This window comes from Bacillus cereus group sp. MG4, from assembly GCF_040460055.1.
In the GTDB taxonomy this organism is placed as follows: Bacteria; Bacillota; Bacilli; order Bacillales; family Bacillaceae_G; genus Bacillus_A; species Bacillus_A wiedmannii.
In genome coordinates this window covers 1,707,219-1,731,525 of the sequence record NZ_JARVGZ010000001.1, presented here as the reverse complement: position 1 = coordinate 1,731,525, position 24,307 = coordinate 1,707,219, and the positions used below count along the sequence as shown (strand labels likewise).

The window sequence follows — 24,307 nt, the reverse complement described above, 5'->3', positions numbered from 1 at the left end:
GTATGATTTTGATAAAAAATGAACGCCACGTTTTAATTGTTTTTCCGCATCCAGATGATGAGTCATATTGCGTGGCAGGTACAATTTTAGCTTATGCGCAGCGAAATGTTCCTCTTACTTATGTTTGCTTAACGTTAGGTGAAATGGGGAGAACGATGGGGAATCCTCCTTTTGCAACACGTGAATCATTAAATGTTATAAGAGAGAAGGAACTAAAGAGGGCTACAAATATTTTAGGGATTAAAGATTTACGTATGATGGGATATCGTGATAAAACTCTTGAATTTGAAACTCCCGGAGAGTTAAGACGTGTAATACAAAAATGTGTAGAAGAAGTGAATCCTTCGTTAGTCATTTCTTTTTATCCGGGATATGCGGTTCATCCAGATCATGATGCAACAGGAGAAGCGGTAGCAGAGGCGTTAGCTAATATTCAGGAATATAAAAGGCCAACATTTTATGCGGTAGCTTTTTCGAAGAATCATGAAGCGGAAATAGGTCCTCCGCATTTTAAAAATGAAGTGAAAGAATATGTTCCCAAAAAGTTAGAGGCATTGCAAGCACATGCATCACAATTTGCGACGAAAGTAACGGAACTAAAAAGAGAGTATGAAGAAGGTGTACCGGAAACAGTAGAGTGGTTAGAAAAGGAACCATTTTGGATATATTCATTCAAAGATAAGAGTAAGTGACGTTATAGCTGAAGGTGATGAATATGTATTTTGAATATAAGAATCGGAAAATTTCTTACAATATAGAAGGATCGGGCCCTGTTATATTGTTATTACACGGTCTTGGTGGGAACGCAAACAATTGGCTATATCAAAGGCAATATTTCAAAGAGAATTGGACGGTGATTTCTCTTGATTTACCGGGGCATGGGAAATCTGAAGGGCTGGAAATTCCTTTTAAAGAATATACAAATGTTTTGTATGAGTTATGCAGTTATTTAAAGCTACAAAAAGTAGTTATGTGTGGTCTTTCAAAAGGAGCTAGAATCGGTATCGATTTTGCTATTCAATATCCAGGCTTTGTTTCCAGTTTAATTGTTGTAAATGCATTTCCCTATTTGGAGCCTGAAGATCGAAAAGAACGAATTGAAGTATATGATTTACTTAGCTTACACGATAATGGAAAAACATGGGCGGATACATTATTGAAGGCGATGGGAGTAGCAAATAATGAAGTAATTGTTAGGGGATTTTATCAATCTTTACAGTCTATTAATTCGGTGCATATTCAAAGATTATTTGCTGAATTAGTAGATTATGATCAAAGACCGTTTCTTTCAAATATTTCATGTCCTACTTTAATTATAAGAGGGGAAAATGATGATTTCGTTCCCGAGAAATATGTAAGAGAGTTTGAAAGACGTTTGAAAAATACAACTTTTATTGAGTTTAAAAATAGTGGACACTTACCTTATTTAGAACAGCCGACTAGCTTTAATATGACGGTAGAAAGATTTTTAAATCATGCACTTAATTAATACTATTATTACAGTCAATACTGTTATTAGGAAATCAAGTATATTTCGTTTTGAGAGGGGCAATAAGGTGGAATGGAAACCAAATCGTGCAGATAAGACGCCTGTATATAAACAAATAGCGGATTATATGGAAAGGGGTATTTCTTCAGGTGAGTTTCCTTCTGACAGCAAGTTACCTTCTGAGCGTACGTTAGTAGCTGCATATGAAGAATTAAAATCACTTGGAGTAGTAGAACGGCAAAAAGGAAGTGGGACACGGGTAAATACAGACATATGGGGTGTTTCACATAAACGAATACCGAACTGGGGTAGGTACGTTGAGGATGGATCGTTCTTACCTAATGTACCACTCGTTCAACAAATTCGAACGGAAACACAAAAAGATGACTTAATTAATTTAGCGAGTGGTGAATTGTCACCAGAATTAATTCCGAGTGATAGATTCCGAACGATTTTGTCGGAGAAAACATTTATGGAAAACCTCGGTTATGACCATCCACTTGGAAATGAAATGTTGCGAAAAACAATTGCAGCACATGTTCAGCAATATAAACAAATTGAAGCGGATTCGAATTCTATCCTTATTACATCTGGCGCACAACAGGCACTTAATCTTATCGTTCAATGCTTATTAAAACCTGGTGATGCGATTGCAATTGAAGATCCGTCGTATTGTTTCTCATTACCGATGTTTAAATCCGCTGGCTTAAAAATATTCCATTTACCTGTTGATCAGCATGGAATGAATCCAGATGATTTAATTGATTTGCATAAAAAGCATCGCATTCGTATGGTATTTTTGAATCCAGATTATCAAAATCCAACGGGAACTGTGCTTTCATTAGCGAGACGTAAAAAGATTTTAGAACTGTCTTCTGAATTTGGGATACCGATTGTAGAAGATGATCCGTATAGTTTAACTTCATTTAATGGAGAAGTGAATCCAACATTAAAATCAATGGATCAAAACGGGAATGTTCTTTATATAAGTTCATTATCAAAAATTGTTGCATCAGGATTACGTATTGGCTGGGTAATTGGCCCTACGCGTGTAATAGAACGTTTAGCAGATGCGAAGCAGCAAGTTGATTTTGGGCATAGTGTATTTACGCAGTGGGTGGCAAATCAGTTTTTAGAATCAGCAGATTTTCATGCGCATATTACAATGCTTCGTGAACAATTGAAAGAAAGAAGAGATGTGTTAATTAGAAAGCTTGAAGAAATATTGGGGGACCAGGTTGAATTTTTTGTTCCAGAGGGTGGAATACATTTATGGTGCAAAGTGCAAGGAACGTTTGATGAATATCATTTATTAGGCGAATCTATACGAAATGGTGTAGCGTTTGTCCCAGGAAGTGTTTTAGGTACTAAAAGTGAATATATTCGTTTTACTTTTGGAAGAGTAGATGTCGAACAAATTCAACTGGGAATGACGAGATTCGCGGAAACGTTAAATGAGATTTCATAATAGAGATGCGTAATATTGAAATGAGGGAAAGAAATGAAGTACGTGACGCTTTTACTTCAAGTAGGCGTGCTATATGTATTTAGTTTAGTTGGAACGTGGATTCAAGGAGTATTCCACTTATCAATGCCAGGAAGTTTAATAGGGATGTTAATGCTGTTTCTGATCCTTTCTACTCGTATTTTACCATTAAAGTGGTTTGAGGAAGGTGCGGAAAAATTAATCGTATTTTTACCGTTATTTCTAATTCCTTCGACAACAGGGCTGATGGAATACGGGTCTTTTCTTTTCAGTAAGGGGAGTGTTACATTCCTTTTAGTAGTTGTGAGCACGGTAGTAACTTTAGTTGTTTCAGGTTATATAAGTCAATTATTAGTAACATCAAAAAAATAAAATCGATAAGGTGCACGATGCAAATGGTCTTAATTATTATTACTGTAGTAATGTATGTATTGGCGATAAAGTTATATAAAAAAATTCCGTTTCCATTTACGTTACCGGTGTTAACAGTTACAGCAAGTATGATTTGTTTATTTCTGATTTTTGGTATTTCTCATCATGAGTATAGAGAAAATGGGGGAGATATTCTTTCCGGCTTATTGAGTCCTGCAATTGTAGCGTTAGCGATACCTTTATTTAAAGAGCGAAATATACTTATGAAAAACTTTTTATCGATACTTATCGGCGTAGCGGTAGGTATAGTGGCTTTAACGAGTATGAATGTAGTGATTGGCGGAATGTTAAATATAGATAAGGAACTCATATTAACAACACTGCCGCAATTAGCGACGATGCCTATCGCCATTTCATTAGCGGATCAAATTGGTGGTATTCCATCTATGACTTCTAGTTTTGTAGTTGTTGCAGGAATAACAGGTGCTATTATCGGACCAACAGTACTTAAGTTTTTCCGAATAACAAGTACGATTGGAAAAGGAGTGGGGATGGGATGCGCATCACATATTATCGGTGTGAGCCGTCTCGTGAAGGAAGGCGAGAAAGAGGCGACGATTGGTTCGGTGACGATGATTGTAACTGGAATACTTATTAGTATATTTATACCTTATGGAGCGAAATTTATATTTTAAAATGTAATGGAGATGAAGAAAATGACAACATGGTTTATAGTAACATTATTTATTTTTGGCGCTCTTAAAGTACTAGTTTCTAGTATGCCAACTTCTGTTGTAGAATCAATTATTAGTAGATTTGAATTGCATCAAAAACTTGAGGAAGAGAATACCTCTATATCAATAGATGGCAAGAATATAGAGGGAGAAATGAAGCTACAAGTTATTCATGAATTTAATGAGGCTTTATTTTTAGATAAACACTATTTTCCGCCGCACGGGGAAGGAACACCAATCGTTATTAACACGAAGAAAGGGAATAAAGAGATTCGTTTTTCTCTATATAGCCATGAGGAACATGTGGATGTAATCAAGCAATATAAGAAAAAAATCGTTGCCTATCGTTTACGTTCAAAAAGTCTTCAAAACCCTATATCATTAGCAATAACTGAAGATTATGCTTAAGAAGAGATCGATTATGGTCTCTTTATTTTTGTATGAAATGATATACTTTCCAAATAAAAGAAAAGAAAATCATATAGCCAAATAAAGAATATGTATGATTCCAATCCAAGCTATGAATAAAGAAACCGAATCTTTCAGCAACCTGTTCAAAAATGCTGGCAAAAATGCCTATTGAAATAATAAATAGAATTCTAGAAACTGCAGATAATGTTTTTGAAATTTGTATGAAAATCGTTGTTAAAATTGGTAGTACAAACAAAGTAAAGCCAATGTTAACTGAAAATATGGATGAGAATGGTCTAACCGGAAAGGAATATATTTGTTTCGCAATAAAGAAAGCATCTAAGCAAGTTCCGATAATAGAAGAGAGTAAGATTGTAACTGCTAATGCTAGAAAATCACTCTTCTTCTCGAAGGAGGACGTTTTTCTTTGCAAGAATGGCGAGTTCAATTCTTTCGAGTGTTTTACAGTAGTCTTCTGTAATTTGTCCATTTATATTTTCCTCCTTATCTACTAAGTAATTTACAATTTGCCAGTCCGTAAACCAATCTTCACTGTCAACTTCTTCATGCTTCATATCTCGCCATGCATAGATGAGTGCAGGACTGTATATACGATGAGCGCCACTACGCAACTGGCATTTCTTTATTCGACGCTTATAAAACTCACGAGAAAAAGATTCATTTACACTTGAAAATAAATGAGGCCAGTAATCTTTCCTTGATCCTGTATGCGGATTGTGCTGGGCCCAGCTTATTATTTGAGATAAAACATGTGTGTCTCGAAATAATAATGAATACAACCTTTTGCCAATTAAGATTCGTTCGTGTAAGGACGTGAAATGTTTCATTGTATCACCAAATAGTAATACTTTGTGTTTCTTATCATTTTTGTAGAATGGGAAAAGGATATGATTAAACTGAAAAAAATCAAAGAGTTTAAATCCAATACTATTAAGTACAGTCTTTTTAAATTGTATATTTTGAATCACTCTTTTTTCTAAGTAGTTTTGTTCATTAATAATAGTTGCAATGGCTAATGTTTTTTTGTTACCTGTTTTCCAAAAATCGTTCCACATCGTTTCCATAAATGTAGAAACATTTAGGTGAGGGAGAAGGTGAAATAGTTTTTGTGCTCTTTTTACACTTTGTTCATAAAGCAGAAATTGAGGATATACATCTTGGAAAATAAGCCAATTCCCTCTTTCTAAAAAAGAAAAAAATGTAATTTGATCTTTCTCTGATAAAATTCTCGTATATAAATCGCCCTTTAAATCAGTCATATTCCAACCGCCGTTACGTGATACCATATGCCCAAGTAGTGCCCAATGTATTTCTGGATATTGAATGTAAAATTGGTAGTATGCGCGTGTTCTTGTCACATTATTTTTATTTATTTTATGTTGTTGATGATGAGTTGCTCTTCTTTCGTTAATTTATACATCGTGCCAGAATGTATGAGTTTGCTTTTTTGTTTCAATTCATTTTTTACATCAAATAGGGAGAGAGGCAGTGCTTTGGAAGGTCCGTTATATGTATAATTTGAATTGCTTCGGTACATTCCGTTACCTCCATTTTTCATAAATTTAAACATGATTATTGGCTATGAATCATTCTACTTATTTTATTACGAGTATAAGAAATAAATGAGTGGTGTTTTTTACAAGGGTTTAGTTATCATGCAAACAGTATAAAAAATCTTACTGTTGTGAGGTGAAATAAAAAAACAGAAACTATTTTTAATAGTTTCTGTTTTTTTATTTTGTCAATTAAATGTAACAAACGAAGATTATGATTTAAATCAATTGAAAATAATTCAATAAATTTTATAAATACAATTTTAATTGAAATGTGTGGTAGGAGGAAAAGAAATGCTAAATAAAATAATTTTAATTACTGGTGGTACAGGTTCGTGGGGACATGAACTTATAAAACAATTGTTAGAAAAATCACCGAAAGAAATTAGGGTTTTTTCAAGAAATGAAACGGTTCAGTTTGAAATGCAGCAACAGTTTATAAATGATGATAGATTAAAATTTATTATTGGAGATATTCGTGATAAAGATCAACTAGTCTATGCATGCCAAGGTGTCCATTATGTATTCCATCTTGCAGCTTTAAAACATGTTCCGGTATGTGAGTATTATCCTAATGAAGCTATAAAAACAAATATACATGGTACACAAAATGTAATTGAAGCATCTATACAGATGCAAGTTGAGAAAGTTATATATGTTTCAACGGATAAAGCAGCCGATCCATCAAATACGTATGGGATGACAAAAGCAATTGGTGAGAAGTTAATGGTCCATGCGAATATGCAAACGAAGAAAACAAAATTTATTTGTGTTCGTGGTGGAAATGTTTTAGGGACGAGCGGAAGTGTGGTACCACTTTTTAAAAAACAAATTAAAAAATCTTCACAAGTAGGGATTACCGATGCAAATATGACTAGATTTTTCTTAACGATTGAAGAGGCTGTTGGATTGTTATTTAAAGCCGTATATCAAGGTAGAGGTGGGGAAATCTTTGTTATGAAAATGCCGGCATGTAAAATAACAGATTTAGCAGAAGTGTTAATTGAAGATTCGAAAAAAGAAAACGTGAAGGTAAAAGAGGTAGGAATAAGACCGGGTGAAAAATTAAGTGAAATGCTTTTATCTGAGGTAGAGAGTAAAACAAGTATAAGCTTTGATCAAAATTATTTTGTGGTACTACCGACTACTCCTATAGAAGGACTCCAAGAATATTATGCTAGTTATCCGTTAGTGGATGTGAAGAGTTTTAGTTCTCAACAAGACTTACTTGCAAAACATGAGGTGAAACAAATGTTAGAAAAAGGAGGGTTTTTACGATGAAAAAAAATGCGAGCCTTTTAATAACTGGTGCAAATGGCTTCACAGGGCGCCATGCTTGCCAATATTTTTTAGAGCAGGGCTTTCATGTTATTCCTATGTTTCAAAATCGTGCACATAGAGAAATAGTTGGGAATGGTATTACTTGTAATTTAACTAATAAGAGCGAAGTAATGAAGGTAATGAAACAAATAAAGCCAGATTATGTATTGCATTTAGCAGGAAGGAATTCGGTCATAGAGTCTTGGACAGCTGCTCTTGAATATGTAGAGATTAATGTAATAGGGACATTATATTTATTAGAAGCAATTAAGCAAGAATCACCTCATTGTAGAACATTAATTATAGGATCTGCTTTGCAATCAGATAGTATGAACGAAATAAAAATTTCAAATCCATATAGTTTAAGTAAAACGATGCAAGTCATTATTGCAGAGGCGTGGAGTGAATTAATGAATTCAAATATTATCATTGCAAAGCCCTCGAATTTAATTGGCCCAGGAGTATCGAATGGTATTTGTTCTATTCTTGCAAAAAAAATGATAACTATAGAGTCGAATAAAAGTGAAGCAATTATTGAAGTAAACAGTTTGAAAGATAGTAGGGATTTTCTAGATGTACGTGATGCGGTTAAAGCGTATCATGTGTTATTGCGCGATGGAATAAATGGAAAACAATATAATATTGGATCAGGGATAAAACGGTCTTTATTAGATGTACTAGAACAATACAAAGAATTAACACAGCTGAATTTTTCCATAAAAGAAGCAGAGCATAGTGGGAGCGAATTAAATGAGAGTTTAGTAATAGAGGATATAAAAAGGTTAGGTTGGGTCCCAGAAATTCAATTCCATCAATCATTAAAAGATTTACTCGAGTATGCGAAGTGTAATGAAATCTGCATTCAATGAAAAATGAAAAGGATGTAAGAAATATATGAATGGCTATAAAACAATAGATAATCAAAATACGCTATTTCTTTTAATTGTTGATACGCTGGACTGGAAAGATGAGGAAGAGCATGTTTTGTGTATCTGTGAGGCGATAAATAAATGTCGAGTCTATGTGGAAGGTAAAAAGGATGATAGGAAAAATCCAGTAATAGGTACAGGAACTAGGCCTGTAATTCAAGTCTTTGCTCAGTATGAATGTAGTGAGTATGGAAATGATTTTTATGATCTCATTAAAGATTTTTTGCAAGATGTAGGATTTGAGTTAAATGTTTATATAAATAATAGTAAGTTTACTTACATTTAATAGATTAGTATAAAACAAGATTTTTAATGATAAAGGTGGATATAAATTATGAATAAAAAGATTCTCTTTACTGGGGGCGGTACAGCCGGACACGTAATGATTAATATGGTATTGATTCCTAAATTTATGGAAAAAGGATGGGAAGTTGAGTATATTGGATCTCAAAATGGAATTGAAAAACTATTAGTTCAAAATGTGAAATACAATAGTATTTCAACGGGGAAGCTTAGGAGATATTGGGATTGGGAGAACTTTAAAGATCCTTTTAAAATAATAAAAGGTTGCATACAAAGTTATAAATTGATGAAACGAATAAAACCAGATGTTGTTTTTTCGGCAGGAGGATTTGTGTCCGTTCCTGTAGTAATAGGAGCGTGGATGAATAAAGTACCTGTAATAATACGTGAACCAGATAGTACGTTAGGATTAGCAAATAAAATAGCATTACCTTTTACTACAAAACTATGCACAACATTTCCTCAGACAGGAGAAAATGTAAGTAATGAGAAGAAGGTTTATGTAGGACCAATTGTAAGGGAAGAAATTGGGAGGTGCAACGTATTGCGGGGAAGAAGCTATTGTAAATTTCAGCAAGATAAACCAGTATTGTTAATTATGGGTGGGAGTCAAGGTGCTCAATGGATAAATGATATGGTAAGGGAAAGTTTGGAAACATTACTATTAAATTTTAATATTGTTCATATGTGCGGTAAAGGGAAGGTGGATTCATCTATTGGTATGGAAGGTTATATGCAATTTGAGTATATAGGGGACGAGTTGCCGCATATACTAAATATGGCGAGTGTTGTAGTTTCTAGAGCGGGTTCTACTGCTATTTCTGAATTGCTATTTTTGAAGAAACCGATGTTGCTTATCCCGTTAACTAACAGTTCCAGTAGGGGAGATCAAGTTTTAAATGCTGAATATTTTTCTCGGCAAGGATATGCGGAAGTTTTACTCCAAGACAGAATAAGTACGAATGTATTCATACATGCAGTAAATAAGTTGCATACAAATAAGGAGAGATATATTCAAAACATGAATGGATATAAGAAAACAAATGATGAGGGGATTCATCAATTAATAGATATAATAAATGAAGTGGTGAAGTAATAGAAATTTAAATAAAAAAAGGAAAGAAGGTATCTTCTTTCCTTTTTACTATAGTTGTTCAAATTCATTATTACTTATCCAAATTAGCTATATACTATGGGTGAATACCGATTTCTAATAGCTCAGTAAATGCATGAGTATGGATAGGTTTACTATAATAGTAACCTTGAATAAATTGACAATTATTTTTTTGAAGAAAATTTACGTGTTCTTTCGTTTCTACACCTTCAGCAATAACAGACATTCCTAATGTATTTGCTAATGTGATGATCGTTTTAATAATTTCCATTCCATCGTCACATGTTTCAGACATTGTAATAAATTCTCTTGGGATTTTTAATGTATCGATTGGATATAAAGGTAAGTAAGCTAGCGAAGAATAGCCTGTACCAAAGTCGTCGATTGAAATGTGAATCCCTAAACTTTTTAGTGTACGCAATTTTATCAATGTTTCTCGCTCATCCATCATCGCAATTCGCTCTGTTAACTCAAGATCGAGAGAACTTGCTGGTAAACCTGTATTTGCTAAAGTAGAAGAAATAGACTTTACAAAATCCTCTTGTTCAAATTCTTTAGCAGATAAGTTTACACCTATTTTTAAATGTGAATATCCGAGTGCGTGCCAACGTTTCATTTGCTCACAGGCTTGCTGTAACGTCCACTTTCCTATTGGAATAATTTGTAGTGTTTCTTCAGCAATCGGAATAAATTCATATGGAGAAATAACGCCTAATTCGGGATGGTTCCACCTGATTAAAGCTTCAGCACCGATAATTTTGTTAGATTCGCTATCAACTTGAGGTTGATATAAAATGAACAATTCTTTATTTTGTATTGCGTTTGGTAAATCTTTTTCTAATCGTAATCGTCTTTCAATTTTTTTAGCAATTACATCGTCATAAATAGAGACAGAGTTAAGTTCTTTTGCTTTCGCATCATACATGGCAACATTAGCGTTTTTCAAAAGTGTAGTGATATCGATTCCGGAATGTGGATAAATAGCGATACCGATACTAAGTGATAAAGTTAATGTATGCTCATGTAAGACAAACGGCTTTTCTATGCTTTCAAATAATTGGCTGCATAACTCGAATAAGGAATCTTCGTCAGTATAGTTTTCAATTAAGATTGTAAATTCATCGCCACCGATTCTTGACAGATGAGTATGTGATGGAAGACATGATTGGAATCGCTTTGCTACTTCTTCTAATATGTGATCTCCTGCCGAATGTCCAAGTGTATCGTTAATTGCTTTAAAGCGATCTAAATCTAAGTATAATAATGCGAACTCACTGTCTGTTGTTTTAGCATTTTTTATAACTCTTTTTAATTTCTTATGGAAAAAGGCACGGTTCCCAATTTTCGTTACCGTATCATGGAATGCTAAATACTTTATTTCTTCTTGTTGCTTTTTTAGTGCGGTAATATCTTTTACCATAATATAGCTTCCTGAAATTTGTCCGTCTATTATAATAGGGACGATGGTAACGTATAAAAAATAAGTAAAACCATCTTTATATTTAGAACTTAGTTGTAAGTATGCCGATTCTTGTTGTTTCACCTTTTCTAATGCAGATGTTAGTTTATGTTTGTCTTCATCTAAAATAATCGAAAAACAAGTTTCACCGAGTAACTCATCTGTTGGTGCTCCAAGTAGTATACTTCCGGCTTGATTTACATTTAAGAATACGCCATGTAAATCAATTGTAAAAATAGGATCAGGATGATATTCATATAACGATTTAAACTTTTGTTGTTTTTGAGATAGAGCCTCTGATTTATGAACTAAATCAGAAGTCCGTAAAGTCACTTTTTCTTCTAGTTGCGCATTGAATGCCTGTAAACGTTTTGTTAGGGAATTGTTTTGCATACGTACAATAGAATGACGAATGAGTACGAAAATAAAAGTAATACAATTTCCTGTAATGAGAGTTGAGGATGATGTTTGTTCTTTTAATGTAAACCCGATTAGTATTGCAACAGCAAGATAGGGAAATACAACTAAAGCCTTTTTTCCTATTATAGGGTTAACAATGAAATAATTTTTATGGCTATTACGATCTGCTGAAATAGATCCAGCTATTGCAATAAATAATATAGGTATTCTATATAAAAGACGTAATAATGTTATCGTTTCAGTTGCTAAATGGTTATTTAAGTAAAAATAAATATAGTTAAAAGTTGCAGAACTTATTAATACAAAAATAAAGATATAAATCTTCCGTTTAGAATTAAAAATTGTCGGACGGAAAAAGAGACTAACGCCTAGTAGAAGAAATAATAAATCTGCAATTGGATATAGAAATGAAAGGAAAACATCTCCTAGTGAAAGAGAGAATATATTTAAATTTGGTTGATTAAATAAATACCACTCTAATGTGAATATGGAAGTAAGTACTATACATATATCACAAATAAAGAACGCTTTTTCCCATTTATCGCATTCTTTTAAAATTTTATAACTGAAAGCGATAAGACAAAAGAGTAGAAAAAACATGTAAAATACATCAGAAATAGTAAAACGATGTATTGGAATTTCGAAGAAGCTATCTTGATATGTATATACTATTTTTCCTAATAAAAAACTCCCAATTGCTATTGTGATACATACCCAAAATGGATTTGAACTGACTTTTTTAGAATATATAGAATAAATTAGTGATACAAATGTAATGGCTTCAACGATAAGTGAAGCGAAGCGTACATCCGAATTTGAAAAATGAGTAGGGAACAGATAAAAAAATATAAAATAGATTGAATAGCATATTAATGTTCCGATTAATATACATAGTTGTAAATTTTTATTTAATTTCAATAAAATCACCTTCTTTAATTATGCACTATATTCGTAATATCTATACATAATAATATTATTTAAGAATTGTATCAGATTTCCTTGTAAAAATCTTGTTTATAAGGAAAGTATTGAAGAGTTTAATACTTCTTAAAATTGAAAAATATCGAGTTTGATAATATGTACTTCATCAAGATTTTAAATGGAAATTGTATATTTAGTCATCCTTTGAATTGTAAAGGTTTTTTAGTGATTTGTAAGAGGAGATGCACAATTGCATATAAAATGATGAGAATCCTCTTTCTAGCTGATCTTTGGATTGTTATAGGCTATTTTAAGTAAGGTTTTCATTTTTAATCTGAAAAGTAACATTTGTAAAAATGTTACAAAAGGATATAAAATAAGAACGTGTATTCTTACAGAGTGGATAGTATTTTCACTAAATAGGGAGGACTTTTTATGTTATGGCGAATTAAAGATGCGGAAATATACTATGAAATTGTTGGAGAGGGGAAACCGGTCCTTATTATACATGGCTGTGCTCCGGATCATAGGTTAATGATGAAATGTATGGAATCAGTATTTCAAAAATATGAAGGTTATCAACGAATATATATTGATTTACCTGGAATGGGAAAGTCGAACGCTCCAGATTGGATAAATAGTTCAGATCATATATTAGAAGTGTTAACTATATTTATTGAAGAAATCATTCCAAAGAAAGATTTTTTACTAGTAGGAGAGTCTTTCGGCGGATATTTAGCTAGAGGGATACTTTCAAAAATGTTTGAGAGAGTCAATGGATTATTATTAATATGTCCTGTGGTTGTTGCGGTGAAAAAAGAAAGACGTTTACCGGATAAACAGATAATTGTACAAGATAAGGAGTTTTTAAATACGTTAACTTCTACCGAAAGAAATGAATTTAGCGAGTTAGCAGTGGTAGCAAATAAAAATACATATAAGCGATTTAAAGAAGAAATTAAGCCGGGGTTAGATGTTGCTAATTATGAATTTATTGAAAGATTGCAAAAAAATTATTCTCTTACTATGGAGTTTCACCGAAAGAAATATGAGAAACCCGTTCTTTTATTAGCAGGAAGACAAGATATATCGGTAGGTTATCGAGATATTATAGAAATTATTGAAGATTATCCAAGAGCAACATTAGCGGTGCTTGATATGGCGGGACATAATTTGCAAATTGAACAGCCTGAACTATTCGAGAGTTTAGTAGGAGAATGGATTATACGAACGAAACAACAAAATTTATAAAAAACGAATGAATATTTTCAAGGAGGAAGTATGAATACATATATTTATATGGTTAGGCACGGTGAATCATCAAAATTAGAAGGGAGTGAAAGAACACGTGGTTTAACTGAAAAGGGAAGTTTAGACGCTCATAGAGTAACAGACATATTAAAAACAGAGGGAATCGATACTTTCATTTCAAGTCCATATAAGAGGGCTGTGTTAACGATAGAAAAAACAGCCAATTTCTATGAAAAAGAAATATTAATATATGAAAACCTTAAAGAGTGTATGTTTTCCAGTGGGGATCAAGTTATATCAGATAAAGAGGTGTATCCGCTTGTAAAGAAGATGTTCTCTAATCCTGACTTTGCATTCATGGAAGGAGAGTCATATAAGGATTGTCAGAGACGGGTAGTGAAAGTGTTAAAGGAAATATTAATGGATTTTCAAGGACAAAAAATTGTAATTGGCACACATGGGCTTGTAATGACACTCATGATGAATTATTTTGATAAGCAATACGGGTTTGAATTTCTAATACATACATCGAAGCCTGACATATATAAGCTGGAATTTAATGATGAACAATTATTGAATGTAGAAAAATTATGGATAGGAGAATGAAACTGAATATATGGAGTATGTTTTAATTCGTACTTATAAAATATACTTTTTTTATAGAAAGCATTTTTATCAACTATTTTTAGAATCTTAAATCAATAAGTAATTATTCAAATTCTGAATAATATAAATGGAAGTTGGTTTAAGGAAACAATTTTAAGTTTGACGAAACTCCAAACGTTGGCTTTATATTCAAACAGAGAAAAAGATGTAGAATTTTGTCTTACGGTCCCCGTTTACTTTTCATTTCATTACATATAGGCTTTGTGGTGTAAAGGGGAACATCATCTTTACACAAAATTTATAAGGAGGACATTGTGATGAAAAAGATTAAAAAGTTTGCGGGAGTTGCTTTAGCGGGGACGATTGGATTAAGTGGACTACTGTTTTTAGAACAAAGTGTAAGCGCTGCGGAAACAAAGCAGGTGAAAGAAGGAAATTTCAATGCGATTGATGTAACGATGAATCAAAGTGAATTTTATGTATTGAGTGGTAGAAGTATTGATATTCTTTCTGGAGATAAAGAAGCAATTCAGTTAAATAAATACACAATTCGTTTTAGTAAACCAGGGAAGTATGTAATTAAAGTAAATGGCTGTATTTATGACGATGTATATACTTTTATTGTGAATGAGTAGTATATATTCTGAAATTGTGAGATAAAAAAAGAAACACCCTATTTGCGGTGAGAATCGTAAATAGGGTGAATTTATTTGTATTAAGCTGTACTTTAAATATGTTCACTAACTTTCTCTTTGTTATGTAAAGTATGTAAGAGTGTTTGAAACATCTTAAATGATTGCTGAAAGATTGGACTTTGAATAAAGGTGTACAGAAAAGTTACGATGAAAACAGGACCTCCTAGCATAAATCCAATAACTAGTACAACACATTCTACTATAATTCTAGCACGGCTAATAGACAGTCCTGTTTTGTCGGAAATAGTAAGCATGAATCCATCGCGAGGGCCAGCACCAATCCCAGCCGCAACATACATCCCTCCCCCAATACCTGTAATTGCAATACCAGCAAATAAAATGAGTAAGTTCATCCATAAATAATCACTAGCGTTTGGAAGGATATTTGATTGTAAGAAAAAGTCCATAATGGGACCGATAAGTAGTGCATTTAAAAATGTGCCCACATTTATATATTTTCGATCTACTAGTAAAGAAATGAGAACGAGACATAATCCACATATGACACTCCACGTACCAATGGTCCACCCAAACCTTTGGTAGAGAGCCATATTTAAAACTTCCCAAGGGTGTAAACCAAGAAATTTAACTTTGACTGCAAGGGCGTTTCCAAGGCCGAAAAAAATTAATCCTAAGAAAAAAAGAAAATAGCGAAAGAGAGTTAGCCTCATCTTTAAAACCTCCTATATTGTATAATTATGTATATTACATGTAAGAGTTTTGATGTACAAATATTACGACTTTTTAGCTGCTATTTAACATTGCTAAAATACAAATGAAATATATATTCGCAGTCAAAAAAGTTAAAATATTTCGTTTTAAGGATTATAATAGAACGAGAAACATAAAAGGGAGTGAATGAGTTTGAAACAAGAACTTATTGAAAGATTTACGAGATATGTAAAGATTGATACACAATCAAATGAAGAAAGTCATACAGTACCAACAACACCTGGACAAATTGAGTTTGGTAAGTTATTAGTGGAAGAGTTAAAAGAGATTGGCTTAACAGAAGTAACAATGGATGATAATGGGTATGTAATGGCAACACTTCCTGCTAATACGGATAAGGATGTTCCAGTAATCGGCTTTTTAGCACATTTAGATACGGCAACAGACTTTACAGGGAAAAACGTAAAACCACAAATTCATGAAAATTTTGATGGCAATGCAATTACGTTAAATGAAGAGCTAAATGTTGTGTTAACGCCAGAACAGTTTCCGGAATTACCATCATATAAAGGACATACGATTATTACAACGGATGGTACGACACTTCTAGGAGCAGATGATAAAGCTGGTCTGACTGAAATTATGGTTGCAATGAACTATTTAATACATAATCCGCAAATTAAACATGGGAAAATAAGAGTAGCATTTACTCCGGATGAAGAAATTGGTCATGGGCCAGCGCATTTTGATGTAGAAGCATTTGGTGCATCATGTGCTTATACGATGGATGGAGGTCCATTAGGTGGTTTAGAGTATGAAAGCTTTAATGCTGCAGGTGCTAAGTTAACGTTTAACGGAACGAATACACATCCTGGAACAGCGAAAAATAAAATGCGTAACGCAACTAAACTTGCTATGGAGTTTAATGGGCACTTACCAGTAGAAGAGGCACCAGAATATACAGAAGGCTATGAAGGATTCTATCATTTACTTTCATTAAATGGTGATGTTGAGCAAAGTAAAGCGTATTATATTATTCGAGATTTTGATCGTGAAAATTTTGAGGTGCGTAAACATAACGTTGAAAATATTGTGAAGCAAATGCAAGAGAAGTATGGACAAAATGCAGTCGTTTTAGAAATGAATGATCAATACTATAACATGCTCGAAAAAATCGAACCAGTGAGAGAAATTGTTGATATTGCATATGAAGCGATGAAAAGTTTAAATATCGAACCAAACATTCACCCGATTCGTGGTGGAACAGATGGATCACAATTATCGTATATGGGATTACCAACGCCGAATATTTTCACAGGTGGTGAAAACTATCACGGTAAATTTGAATATGTTTCGGTGGATACGATGGAAAAAGCTGTTCAGGTTATTGTGGAAATCGCAAGACGATTCGAAGAACAAGCTTAAAAAAACCAAGTAGTGCGGATGCGCTACTTGGTTTTTTAGTATAATACTCGCCACAAATAAAAAGTTGCGTAAGACTCCCAGTTGGTCCAATTTGCCGCAAAATCTTTTATTTCCTGTTTAGTCGGTTTACTTTCAGAACCTGTTATATATTTAATTGCATTGTGCAAGCCAACATCGTCAATGGGAAAAGCGGAAGGAAATCGTAAACAGCGCATTAAAACATAGTTGGCAGTCCACGGTCCTATACCATGTATAGCAGTTAATTGTTTTTCAGCTTGTTGCACATCTTGTATTTGCAGTAAAGATTCTTTTGATAATTTTCCTTCTGTAATAAGCTTTGCAATACCGATTACATATTCGCATTTTCTAGTCGTCATTTTTAAGTTTTTGAGATCCTCTACATGTAAATTGGCAATCGTTTCAGGAGAAGGGAATATCCAATGTTTTCTATCGTTCCATTCTACATAATTTCCAAAGTGTTCGACTAATCTTCTTTTTAGTGTATAAGCATATGTGAGATTAATTTGCTGACCGATAATTCCCCAGGAAAGTGCTTCAAATAAGTCTGGAATACCTAAAGTACGAAGCCCATAATATTGTTCAATTGGTCCTTGAAGGAGTACATCATGTTTAGCTAATGTATAAAAGGGAGCTAAATCAGTAGTTAAATCAAACCACTCTTTTACATAGTGAGCTACAGCTTCGCATATCGATTCTTCAGATGTATATGATTCTTCTAAAAAACGTATTTGAATATTATCATCCGAGTTCATACTAATTTCAACTAAAGGATGTACATCCTGAACAGGGATAACTTTATAAATTTTGTTATCTTCAATGTGGAACATACATTCATTGTTAGAACGTGATAGATAGCGTAAATTTTCTTGGAAACTAAATTCTGTTGGAACTGCTAAAGTTAATGTGCTAGTATATTTTGCTGTCATATGCATTTTACCTGAGACTTTTCTAATGTAAGCAACACTTTCTTCATTTCTAATCCACCCCTAAAACCGGTCAGTTTACCATTCTTTCCAATAACACGATGGCAAGGAATTGTAATGAGAAGAGGGTTGGCAGCAATAGCAGTAGCAACGGCACGCACAGCAGTAGGTTTTTGCATTCTTTCGGCAATTTCTGAATAAGAGTATGTCTTTCCATAAGGAATTTCACGTACCGTATTCCAAACAGATAATTGAAAATCAGTTCCGTAAGCATCGATAGGGAATGTAAAAGTTTCACGTTTACTTTCTAAATACTCGATAACTTCTTTCATATATGATTGTAGGTAATCTGGATTACATGCCAATATATGTTGTGGCAATTTCTTTCTAGCCCATATATTTAGTTCTTCAAATTTTTCATCTTGTGATCCAATGAAGCATAGTCCATTTTCAGTTGCAGCAATATGAAAATGCCAATTTTCATTTGTAAGTAGCGTCCAATATATAAATTTATTTTTGGAGGAATTCATTATTTTATCCTTCTTTCATTTCGTTATTTTTTCGATATTCAGTAGGAGTGAATCCGGTTTTCTTTTTAAATAAAGTTGCGAAATACTCTGGGTTTTCTATCCCGACAGCAGTACTAATTTCTTTAATGGATTGATTTGTGTGTAAAAGGTGTTCTGCCGCTTTAACAATCCTAAACTGCTGTATATATTCTATTGGACTTATTCCTGTTACTTTTTTGAAAGTGCGTTGCAAATGAAATGGGCTACCATGACATATTTCAACAAGTATGTCGAGAGTTAATAATTCGTCAAAGTGCTTTTTGATATAATCTTTAATTTGTTCTACCCACTCTTCATTAGGTAAAGTGAGCCCATTTGGTTTACAACGTTTGCAAGGGCGAAATTTTTCGCTTAATGCTTGCTCTGCATGATGAAAAATTCGTACATTGTTTCTATTCGGTATTCTTGATTTGCATGACGGTCGGCAAAAGATTCCGGTTGATTTCACAGCATAAAAGAATTTACTATCATAGGAAGGGTCATTATGAATAATTGCTTGCCAATGCTCATTTGTTAACGTAATTCCTTCATTGTGCAAAGAACATCACCTCTGAAATTAGTATAACCTGAATAAAGTGCGTATGTATGTATTCACAAATGTAAGAGCAAGATTACAAAGGTGAAAATATGATTGTTTTTCTATTTTGTGATAGCATGAAATTTGAAAGTGAACATCAAGAGGAGGACTATAGGTGAAGTTAATTTCGTGGAATGTAAATGGTTTGCGAGCAGTTATCGCAAAAGGTGGATTTTTAGAATATCTTGAGGAATCAAATGCTGATATATTTTGTTTACAAGAGATTAAATTACAAGATGGGCAAATTGATTTAAATCCAGAGGGATATTATACATACTGGAATTATGCTGTGAAAAAAGGCTATTCAGGAACAGCTATTTTCACGAAAAAAGAACCGCTATCTGTAACATACGGTTTAGGAATTGAAGAGCATGATCAAGAAGGACGAGTTATTACTTTAGAATTCGAAGATTTTTACATGATAACGTTATATACACCAAACTCAAAACGAGGATTAGAACGATTAGATTACAGAATGAAATGGGAAGATGATTTCAGGGCTTATATTAAGCAATTAGATGAAAAAAAGCCCGTTGTTTTTTGCGGTGATTTAAACGTTGCTCATAAAGAAATCGATTTAAAAAATCCAAAAAGTAATCGTAAAAACCCTGGATTCTCTGATGAGGAACGAGAGAAATTCACATGTATTTTAGAAGAAGGATTTATTGATACGTATCGTTATCTGTATCCTGATCAGGAAGGTGCATATTCGTGGTGGTCGTATCGTATGGGAGTGAGAGCAAAAAATATTGGATGGCGTTTAGATTATTTTGTTGTTTCCGAAAGAATGAAAGACAAAATAACAGAGGCGAAAATTAATAGTGAAGTAATGGGATCAGACCATTGCCCAGTTGAATTACATATAAATTTCTAAAAAAAGAAGTATCTTCCTAAGATTAGGTGGATACTTCTTTTTTATTCAGTTTGTTAAAATTTTTCAAATCTTTCTTGAAATAATTGCATATTAAATATATACTTAGTAACGATAATCATTATCAATGAAAAGTGTTATCAATAGATGAAGTGTAAAAGAATTATAGTTTAGGGGAAGTGAACGAGAATGAGTTCTGGATAGAATTATTAATCTAATGAATTATATATGTGAGATAAGTTACATATAGTTAAATTTTATTGAGAATATAGTTTGAAAATTCGAGAGGAGTTATATAAAGATGAACAAGAAGTTATTTACTTTAGGGATGGTTACAGTTTTAAGTGTAGGACTAGCAGCATGCAATAGTACGGATAAAACTTCAGGAGAACAAAAGCAACAGACAAAAGCTATGGAAACGAAAAAAGACGAAAAAAGAAAAATTACATATTTAGGTAAAGAATATACAGTACCAGCAAAAGTAGATAAAATTGCGACAGCTAGTTTAGAGTCAATGGAAGATGCAGCGGTACTTGGTATTAAGCCGGTAGGTGCCATTACTGTTGGTGGTAAATTACCGAAGTATCTTGAGAAAGATTTAGAGGGTGCGAAATCTGTTGGCGAGAAAATGCAACCAAATTTTGAAACATTACTACAATTAAAGCCAGACGTTATTACATCAAGTACAAAATTCCCAGCAGAAACAGCTGAAAAGTTTACGAAAGTAGCGCCTACATTCCCGGTATCACACGTTTCAACAAATTGGGAAGATAACTTAAAGTTAATGGGAGAATTAACTGGTAAAAAAGATAAAGCAGAAAAAATTATTAAAGATTACAATTCAGACGCTGAAAAGGCAAAAGCAAAACTAGGAGATAAGTTAAAAGACAAAAAAGTACTTGTCATTAGACTAAGAGCAAACGAATTATTCCTATATCCAGAAGGAGTATACTTCAACCCTGTCATTTATAAAGATCTTGGATTAACTGCTCCAGAACAATTGAAAACTGTAAAAGCACAAGAGAAAATTTCATTTGAAAAACTTGCTGAACTTAACCCAGATTATATTTTCTTACAATATGAGACAACTGAAAATAAAAACCCGAAAGTGCTAGAAGAAATTGAAAGTAATCCAATTTGGCAAAGTATGAATGCTGCGAAGGAAAAGAAAGTGTTTGTAAACGTTGTAGACCCAATGGCACAAGGTGGTACTGCTTGGAGTAAAAAAGCATTCTTAAAAGAAGCAGTGAAAAATTTATCTAAATAATACAATAAGTAAGGTGCGTTGAATGATATGCAGAAAACAAATGCAGTACCAGTGACTATATTATGTATAGCACCCATACTCATCTTATTTACAGTTATACTTTCTATTTTGTATGGGGCGAAGAGTATTGATGCTGAAATAGTGTGGAACGCATTATTTCATTTTGATTCAAGCGATGTAAATCATAATATTATTATTACTTCACGTTTACCAAGGGTAGTTGCAGCTCTTTTAGTTGGAGCATTTCTAGCCATATCAGGAGCACTTATGCAGGGGATGACAAGAAACTATCTTGCATCCCCTTCTATTATGGGTGTGACGGATGGGGCAGCCTTTGTTATTACACTTTGTATGATTTTTCTTCCGGGAATGTCATCAATTGGTATGGTTTTATGTTCAATGATTGGTTCTGCACTAGGAGCCGGTATCGTATTTGGTTTTGGTTCGCTCCTTCAAAATGGCTTATCACCAGTTAGGTTAGCGATTATCGGAACAGTTATTGGAACATTTTTAAGTAGTGTATCGGCCGCGATGGCATCATATTTCCAAATCTCTCAAAATGTTAGTTTTTGGTTTAATGCAAAGTTAGACCAAGTGGACCCTAATATCATTAAAATCACGATACCGTTTGGGATAATTGGAATAATTTTAGCATTGTTAATATCAAAATCTATTACCATTCTTTCTTTAGGAGAAGAAGTTTCTATTAATCTAGGGCAGCGTACAAAACTAGTTAAAGCGATGGCAATTTTATCAGTTATCTTTTTAACAGGAACAGCAGTTGCTTTAGTAGGAAAAGTTGGTTTTGTAGGTTTAATTATTCCGCACATTACTCGCTTTATAATTGGGGTAGATTATAAGTGGATTTTGCCATGTGCAGGCGTTATTGGTGGAGTTTTCTTAGCGTTATGTGATGTTTTAAGTAGATTTGTAAACTATCCATTTGAAACACCTATTGGGGTCGTTACCTCCTTAATTGGAATTCCTTTCTTCCTTTATTTAATTCGTACAAGAGGAGGAGAGAGACATGCTTAAAAGTTCAAGTCAACGTTTTGGAATGACGATGGGGATTATTATATTTTTAATACTATGTGCTATTTATATTAGTTTAACGAATGGTACGTTTGATATTACAATTACAGATGTATTTAAAACACTCTTTAGAATAGATCCAGTACCAGACCATGATTTAGTTATTTTTGAGTTTCGTCTTCCTCGTATCGTAATTGCTGGATTAGTAGGATTAGGTCTAGGCGTTGCAGGTGCTGTAATTCAAGGGATTACGAGAAACGGCCTGGCAGACCCGGGAATTTTAGGAGTAAATGCCGGAGCAGGAACAGCAATCGTCATTTTTATGTTTTTCTTTCAAGGGCAATTAAAGAGCACAGACTGGGTTTCTATTATGATGATGCCGATGTTTGGTTTAGTTGGCGGGTTAGGAGCTGCTATCATTATTTATCTGTTTTCGTGGAAAAACGGTAAGTTAGATTCGCAGCGTCTTTTATTAACAGGGATTGCGATTGGATCAGGATTTGGAGCATTTTCCATGTATTTATCACTCAAAATGAAGTCAACTGATTTCGAGATGGCTGCAGTTTGGGTGTCAGGAAGTATATATAGTGCAAACTGGAAGTATATTATTGCTATGTTGCCGTGGCTTATCATATTAATTCCGCTTATACAAAAGAAAGCTTATTTATTAGATTTATTTCAATTGGAAGAAACGAGTATTACAAGTTTAGGTGTTTCAGTAGAAAGAGAGAAATCTATTTTACTATTAAGTAGTATCGGACTTGTAAGTGCATGTGTTGCAGTTTCAGGAAGTATTGGTTTCATTGGTTTAATGGCACCGCATATAGCGAAAAGGCTTGTCGGTATTCAGCATAAGCATATCATTCCTACGTGCGGAGTAATTGGAATGTTCCTTGTAATAGCTTCAGACTTTATTGCAAAAACAGTTTTCAACCCTGTAGAGTTACCTGTTGGGATCGTTATTTCTATTGTCGGTGTACCGTATTTCTTATATTTACTTTATAAGGCGAAAGCGTAAGAGGAGGAATAAAAGTGAGTATTTTAAGTGCAAAAAATTTAGAAACGAGTTATGAAAAGCTTACAGTGTTTCGCGATTTAAATGTGGAAATACAAGAAGGAAAAGTAACGACAATTATAGGGCCAAACGGGTGCGGTAAATCCACACTGTTAAAAACAATGGGAAGAATTTTAAAGCAAAAGAGCGGTAAAGTATATTTGCAAGGACAGGATTTAAATACGATTCCAACGAAAGAAATTGCGAAGCAGTTAGCTTTACTCCCGCAAACTCCAATTGCACCAGGAGAACTTAAAGTGGAAGAATTAATTTCTTATGGACGCTATCCTCATCGAAATAATGTAAATAAGTTAACTTCAAAAGATAAAGAGATGATTGATTGGGCATTAGATATAACGAAAACTTCTGAATTTCGAACGAGACAAATTGCAAATTTATCAGGCGGTCAAAGACAAAAGGTATGGCTAGCGATGGCTTTAGCACAAGAGACAGAAGTGTTACTACTAGATGAACCAACTACATATCTCGATATGTCTCATCAATTAGATGTATTACAAATTGTGGAGAAGTTAAATAAAGAACATAATTGTACGGTTGTTATGGTACTGCATGATATTAACCATGCAGCAAGGTTTTCAGATGAAATTATTGCGATGAAGGAAGGGAAAATCGTTACAACTGGTAGCCCAGAAGAAATCATTACAAATGAAGTGTTAAAAGAAGTATTTCATATTGATGCGCGTGTCATGATTGATCCGTATAATGGGTCTCCTGTTTGTTTCGGTTACGATAGTGTTGCACTTCAAGAAGAGAAAGTAGAAATATATGTAACGAGTTAAGAAGGGGGGAAT

General features: G+C 33.5%; 25 protein-coding genes and 1 pseudogene. 19 read left to right on the top strand and 7 right to left on the bottom strand.

The features are described from left to right. Positions 1-11 precede the first annotated feature (11 nt). The 6 genes from bshB2 (at position 12) to QCI41_RS09080 (ending at position 4,489) form a co-directional block, all read left to right on the top strand. Positions 12-692, top strand: coding sequence for a bacillithiol biosynthesis deacetylase BshB2 (bshB2, locus tag QCI41_RS09105; protein ID WP_353838851.1), 681 nt, complete (start codon positions 12-14; stop codon positions 690-692). Between the two features lie 23 nt (positions 693-715). Then, positions 716-1,489 carry an alpha/beta fold hydrolase gene (locus QCI41_RS09100; protein WP_353837586.1) on the top strand — a complete coding sequence of 258 codons (774 nt, stop codon included), beginning with the start codon at positions 716-718 and terminating at the stop codon, positions 1,487-1,489. Between the two features lie 67 nt (positions 1,490-1,556). Then, on the top strand, positions 1,557-2,957 hold the full coding sequence (locus tag QCI41_RS09095; protein ID WP_353837587.1) for an aminotransferase-like domain-containing protein: 1,401 nt from the start codon (positions 1,557-1,559) through the stop codon (positions 2,955-2,957). Positions 2,958-2,990: 33 nt separating this feature from the next. Continuing rightward, complete coding sequence (locus tag QCI41_RS09090) at positions 2,991-3,347, top strand: CidA/LrgA family holin-like protein (RefSeq protein ID WP_000878490.1); 357 nt, start codon at positions 2,991-2,993, stop codon at positions 3,345-3,347. 23 nt (positions 3,348-3,370) lie between these two features. Then, entirely contained in the window at positions 3,371-4,042 is a 672-nt protein-coding gene (locus QCI41_RS09085; RefSeq protein ID WP_353837588.1) for an LrgB family protein, read from the top strand. A 21-nt stretch (positions 4,043-4,063) separates the two neighbouring features. Beyond that, positions 4,064-4,489 (top strand): YfmQ family protein, encoded by a 426-nt coding sequence (locus QCI41_RS09080; protein ID WP_000214624.1) that lies wholly within the window; start codon positions 4,064-4,066, stop codon positions 4,487-4,489. A 22-nt stretch (positions 4,490-4,511) separates the two neighbouring features. Here QCI41_RS09080 and QCI41_RS09075 read toward each other — a convergent pair whose 3' ends face one another. After that, positions 4,512-4,982 carry a CBO0543 family protein gene (locus QCI41_RS09075; protein ID WP_353837589.1) on the bottom strand — a complete coding sequence of 157 codons (471 nt, stop codon included), beginning with the start codon at positions 4,980-4,982 and terminating at the stop codon, positions 4,512-4,514. Further along, a pseudogene (locus QCI41_RS09070) lies at positions 4,888-6,050 on the bottom strand (DUF2515 domain-containing protein). Before QCI41_RS09070 ends, QCI41_RS09075 begins: the two are co-directional and overlap by 95 nt. Before the next feature lie 310 nt (positions 6,051-6,360). Between QCI41_RS09070 and QCI41_RS09065 the strand changes: the two are divergent. The 4 genes from QCI41_RS09065 to QCI41_RS09050 are packed head-to-tail and all read left to right on the top strand — an operon-like array spanning position 6,361 to position 9,714. After that, the gene (locus QCI41_RS09065) at positions 6,361-7,347 is read left to right on the top strand and encodes a UDP-N-acetylglucosamine 4,6-dehydratase family protein (protein WP_097914752.1); all 987 of its coding nucleotides are present in this window, start codon (positions 6,361-6,363) and stop codon (positions 7,345-7,347) included. Continuing rightward, positions 7,344-8,255 (top strand): SDR family oxidoreductase, encoded by a 912-nt coding sequence (locus QCI41_RS09060; RefSeq protein ID WP_353837590.1) that lies wholly within the window; start codon positions 7,344-7,346, stop codon positions 8,253-8,255. The genes QCI41_RS09065 and QCI41_RS09060 overlap by 4 nt, the downstream gene beginning before the upstream one ends. A gap of 25 nt (positions 8,256-8,280) precedes the next feature. Then, the gene (locus QCI41_RS09055; RefSeq protein ID WP_353837591.1) at positions 8,281-8,601 is read left to right on the top strand and encodes a DUF6572 domain-containing protein; all 321 of its coding nucleotides are present in this window, start codon (positions 8,281-8,283) and stop codon (positions 8,599-8,601) included. A gap of 48 nt (positions 8,602-8,649) precedes the next feature. Next, positions 8,650-9,714 (top strand): undecaprenyldiphospho-muramoylpentapeptide beta-N-acetylglucosaminyltransferase, encoded by a 1,065-nt coding sequence (locus QCI41_RS09050; protein ID WP_353837592.1) that lies wholly within the window; start codon positions 8,650-8,652, stop codon positions 9,712-9,714. A gap of 94 nt (positions 9,715-9,808) precedes the next feature. On the opposite strand, the gene QCI41_RS09045 is transcribed toward QCI41_RS09050, so the two are convergent. Then, complete coding sequence (locus QCI41_RS09045; RefSeq protein WP_141474845.1) at positions 9,809-12,529, bottom strand: sensor domain-containing phosphodiesterase; 2,721 nt, start codon at positions 12,527-12,529, stop codon at positions 9,809-9,811. 438 nt (positions 12,530-12,967) lie between these two features. On the opposite strand from QCI41_RS09045, the gene QCI41_RS09040 reads away from it, so the two are divergent. The 3 genes from QCI41_RS09040 (at position 12,968) to QCI41_RS09030 (ending at position 15,024) form a co-directional block, all read left to right on the top strand. After that, positions 12,968-13,783 (top strand): alpha/beta fold hydrolase, encoded by an 816-nt coding sequence (locus QCI41_RS09040; RefSeq protein WP_353837593.1) that lies wholly within the window; start codon positions 12,968-12,970, stop codon positions 13,781-13,783. Between the two features lie 30 nt (positions 13,784-13,813). Next, positions 13,814-14,389: a histidine phosphatase family protein gene (locus QCI41_RS09035; RefSeq protein WP_353837594.1), complete on the top strand. Its 576-nt coding sequence runs from the start codon at positions 13,814-13,816 to the stop codon at positions 14,387-14,389. A 317-nt stretch (positions 14,390-14,706) separates the two neighbouring features. Continuing rightward, positions 14,707-15,024: a hypothetical protein gene (locus tag QCI41_RS09030; RefSeq protein ID WP_097859095.1), complete on the top strand. Its 318-nt coding sequence runs from the start codon at positions 14,707-14,709 to the stop codon at positions 15,022-15,024. 92 nt (positions 15,025-15,116) lie between these two features. Here QCI41_RS09030 and QCI41_RS09025 read toward each other — a convergent pair whose 3' ends face one another. Continuing rightward, positions 15,117-15,755 carry a YczE/YyaS/YitT family protein gene (locus QCI41_RS09025; RefSeq protein ID WP_088082235.1) on the bottom strand — a complete coding sequence of 213 codons (639 nt, stop codon included), beginning with the start codon at positions 15,753-15,755 and terminating at the stop codon, positions 15,117-15,119. Positions 15,756-15,948: 193 nt separating this feature from the next. On the opposite strand from QCI41_RS09025, the gene pepT reads away from it, so the two are divergent. Then, complete coding sequence (pepT, locus tag QCI41_RS09020) at positions 15,949-17,181, top strand: peptidase T (protein ID WP_353837595.1); 1,233 nt, start codon at positions 15,949-15,951, stop codon at positions 17,179-17,181. Positions 17,182-17,216: 35 nt separating this feature from the next. Here pepT and QCI41_RS09015 read toward each other — a convergent pair whose 3' ends face one another. From QCI41_RS09015 to QCI41_RS09005, 3 genes are read right to left on the bottom strand one after another with little or no spacing between them, the layout of a single operon-like run. Further along, entirely contained in the window at positions 17,217-18,128 is a 912-nt protein-coding gene (locus QCI41_RS09015; RefSeq protein WP_046956526.1) for a DNA-3-methyladenine glycosylase family protein, read from the bottom strand. Continuing rightward, positions 18,125-18,655 carry a methylated-DNA--[protein]-cysteine S-methyltransferase gene (locus QCI41_RS09010; RefSeq protein ID WP_353837596.1) on the bottom strand — a complete coding sequence of 177 codons (531 nt, stop codon included), beginning with the start codon at positions 18,653-18,655 and terminating at the stop codon, positions 18,125-18,127. The genes QCI41_RS09015 and QCI41_RS09010 overlap by 4 nt, the downstream gene beginning before the upstream one ends. Positions 18,656-18,659: 4 nt before the next feature. Continuing rightward, a complete protein-coding gene (locus QCI41_RS09005) occupies positions 18,660-19,232 on the bottom strand; it encodes a bifunctional transcriptional activator/DNA repair enzyme AdaA (RefSeq protein WP_353837597.1) in 573 nt (190 codons plus the stop codon). A 154-nt stretch (positions 19,233-19,386) separates the two neighbouring features. On the opposite strand from QCI41_RS09005, the gene QCI41_RS09000 reads away from it, so the two are divergent. From QCI41_RS09000 to QCI41_RS08980, 5 genes are all read left to right on the top strand, one after another. Further along, positions 19,387-20,145 (top strand): exodeoxyribonuclease III, encoded by a 759-nt coding sequence (locus tag QCI41_RS09000; protein WP_353837598.1) that lies wholly within the window; start codon positions 19,387-19,389, stop codon positions 20,143-20,145. A gap of 298 nt (positions 20,146-20,443) precedes the next feature. After that, positions 20,444-21,409: an iron-hydroxamate ABC transporter substrate-binding protein gene (locus QCI41_RS08995; RefSeq protein ID WP_353837599.1), complete on the top strand. Its 966-nt coding sequence runs from the start codon at positions 20,444-20,446 to the stop codon at positions 21,407-21,409. A gap of 27 nt (positions 21,410-21,436) precedes the next feature. Then, positions 21,437-22,444 (top strand): FecCD family ABC transporter permease, encoded by a 1,008-nt coding sequence (locus QCI41_RS08990; protein ID WP_001173044.1) that lies wholly within the window; start codon positions 21,437-21,439, stop codon positions 22,442-22,444. Then, complete coding sequence (locus QCI41_RS08985; RefSeq protein WP_000920448.1) at positions 22,437-23,459, top strand: FecCD family ABC transporter permease; 1,023 nt, start codon at positions 22,437-22,439, stop codon at positions 23,457-23,459. The genes QCI41_RS08990 and QCI41_RS08985 overlap by 8 nt, the downstream gene beginning before the upstream one ends. Before the next feature lie 14 nt (positions 23,460-23,473). After that, on the top strand, positions 23,474-24,295 hold the full coding sequence (locus QCI41_RS08980) for an ABC transporter ATP-binding protein (RefSeq protein ID WP_353837600.1): 822 nt from the start codon (positions 23,474-23,476) through the stop codon (positions 24,293-24,295). Positions 24,296-24,307: the final 12 nt, after the last annotated feature.

Coding starts and splice junctions, on each gene's coding strand:
- QCI41_RS09055 (WP_353837591.1), top strand. CDS start 8,281: ATGAATGGCTATAAAACAATAGATAATCAAAATACGCTATTTCTTTTA.
- QCI41_RS09050 (WP_353837592.1), top strand. CDS start 8,650: ATGAATAAAAAGATTCTCTTTACTGGGGGCGGTACAGCCGGACACGTA.
- QCI41_RS09025 (WP_088082235.1), bottom strand. CDS start 15,755: ATGAGGCTAACTCTCTTTCGCTATTTTCTTTTTTTCTTAGGATTAATT.
- QCI41_RS09085 (WP_353837588.1), top strand. CDS start 3,371: ATGGTCTTAATTATTATTACTGTAGTAATGTATGTATTGGCGATAAAG.
- QCI41_RS09080 (WP_000214624.1), top strand. CDS start 4,064: ATGACAACATGGTTTATAGTAACATTATTTATTTTTGGCGCTCTTAAA.
- QCI41_RS09065 (WP_097914752.1), top strand. CDS start 6,361: ATGCTAAATAAAATAATTTTAATTACTGGTGGTACAGGTTCGTGGGGA.
- QCI41_RS09010 (WP_353837596.1), bottom strand. CDS start 18,655: ATGAATTCCTCCAAAAATAAATTTATATATTGGACGCTACTTACAAAT.
- QCI41_RS09060 (WP_353837590.1), top strand. CDS start 7,344: ATGAAAAAAAATGCGAGCCTTTTAATAACTGGTGCAAATGGCTTCACA.
- QCI41_RS08995 (WP_353837599.1), top strand. CDS start 20,444: ATGAACAAGAAGTTATTTACTTTAGGGATGGTTACAGTTTTAAGTGTA.
- QCI41_RS09015 (WP_046956526.1), bottom strand. CDS start 18,128: ATGACAGCAAAATATACTAGCACATTAACTTTAGCAGTTCCAACAGAA.
- QCI41_RS09040 (WP_353837593.1), top strand. CDS start 12,968: ATGTTATGGCGAATTAAAGATGCGGAAATATACTATGAAATTGTTGGA.
- QCI41_RS09090 (WP_000878490.1), top strand. CDS start 2,991: ATGAAGTACGTGACGCTTTTACTTCAAGTAGGCGTGCTATATGTATTT.
- QCI41_RS09035 (WP_353837594.1), top strand. CDS start 13,814: ATGAATACATATATTTATATGGTTAGGCACGGTGAATCATCAAAATTA.
- QCI41_RS09075 (WP_353837589.1), bottom strand. CDS start 4,982: ATGGACAAATTACAGAAGACTACTGTAAAACACTCGAAAGAATTGAAC.
- QCI41_RS08990 (WP_001173044.1), top strand. CDS start 21,437: ATGCAGAAAACAAATGCAGTACCAGTGACTATATTATGTATAGCACCC.
- QCI41_RS09100 (WP_353837586.1), top strand. CDS start 716: ATGTATTTTGAATATAAGAATCGGAAAATTTCTTACAATATAGAAGGA.
- QCI41_RS08985 (WP_000920448.1), top strand. CDS start 22,437: ATGCTTAAAAGTTCAAGTCAACGTTTTGGAATGACGATGGGGATTATT.
- QCI41_RS09030 (WP_097859095.1), top strand. CDS start 14,707: ATGAAAAAGATTAAAAAGTTTGCGGGAGTTGCTTTAGCGGGGACGATT.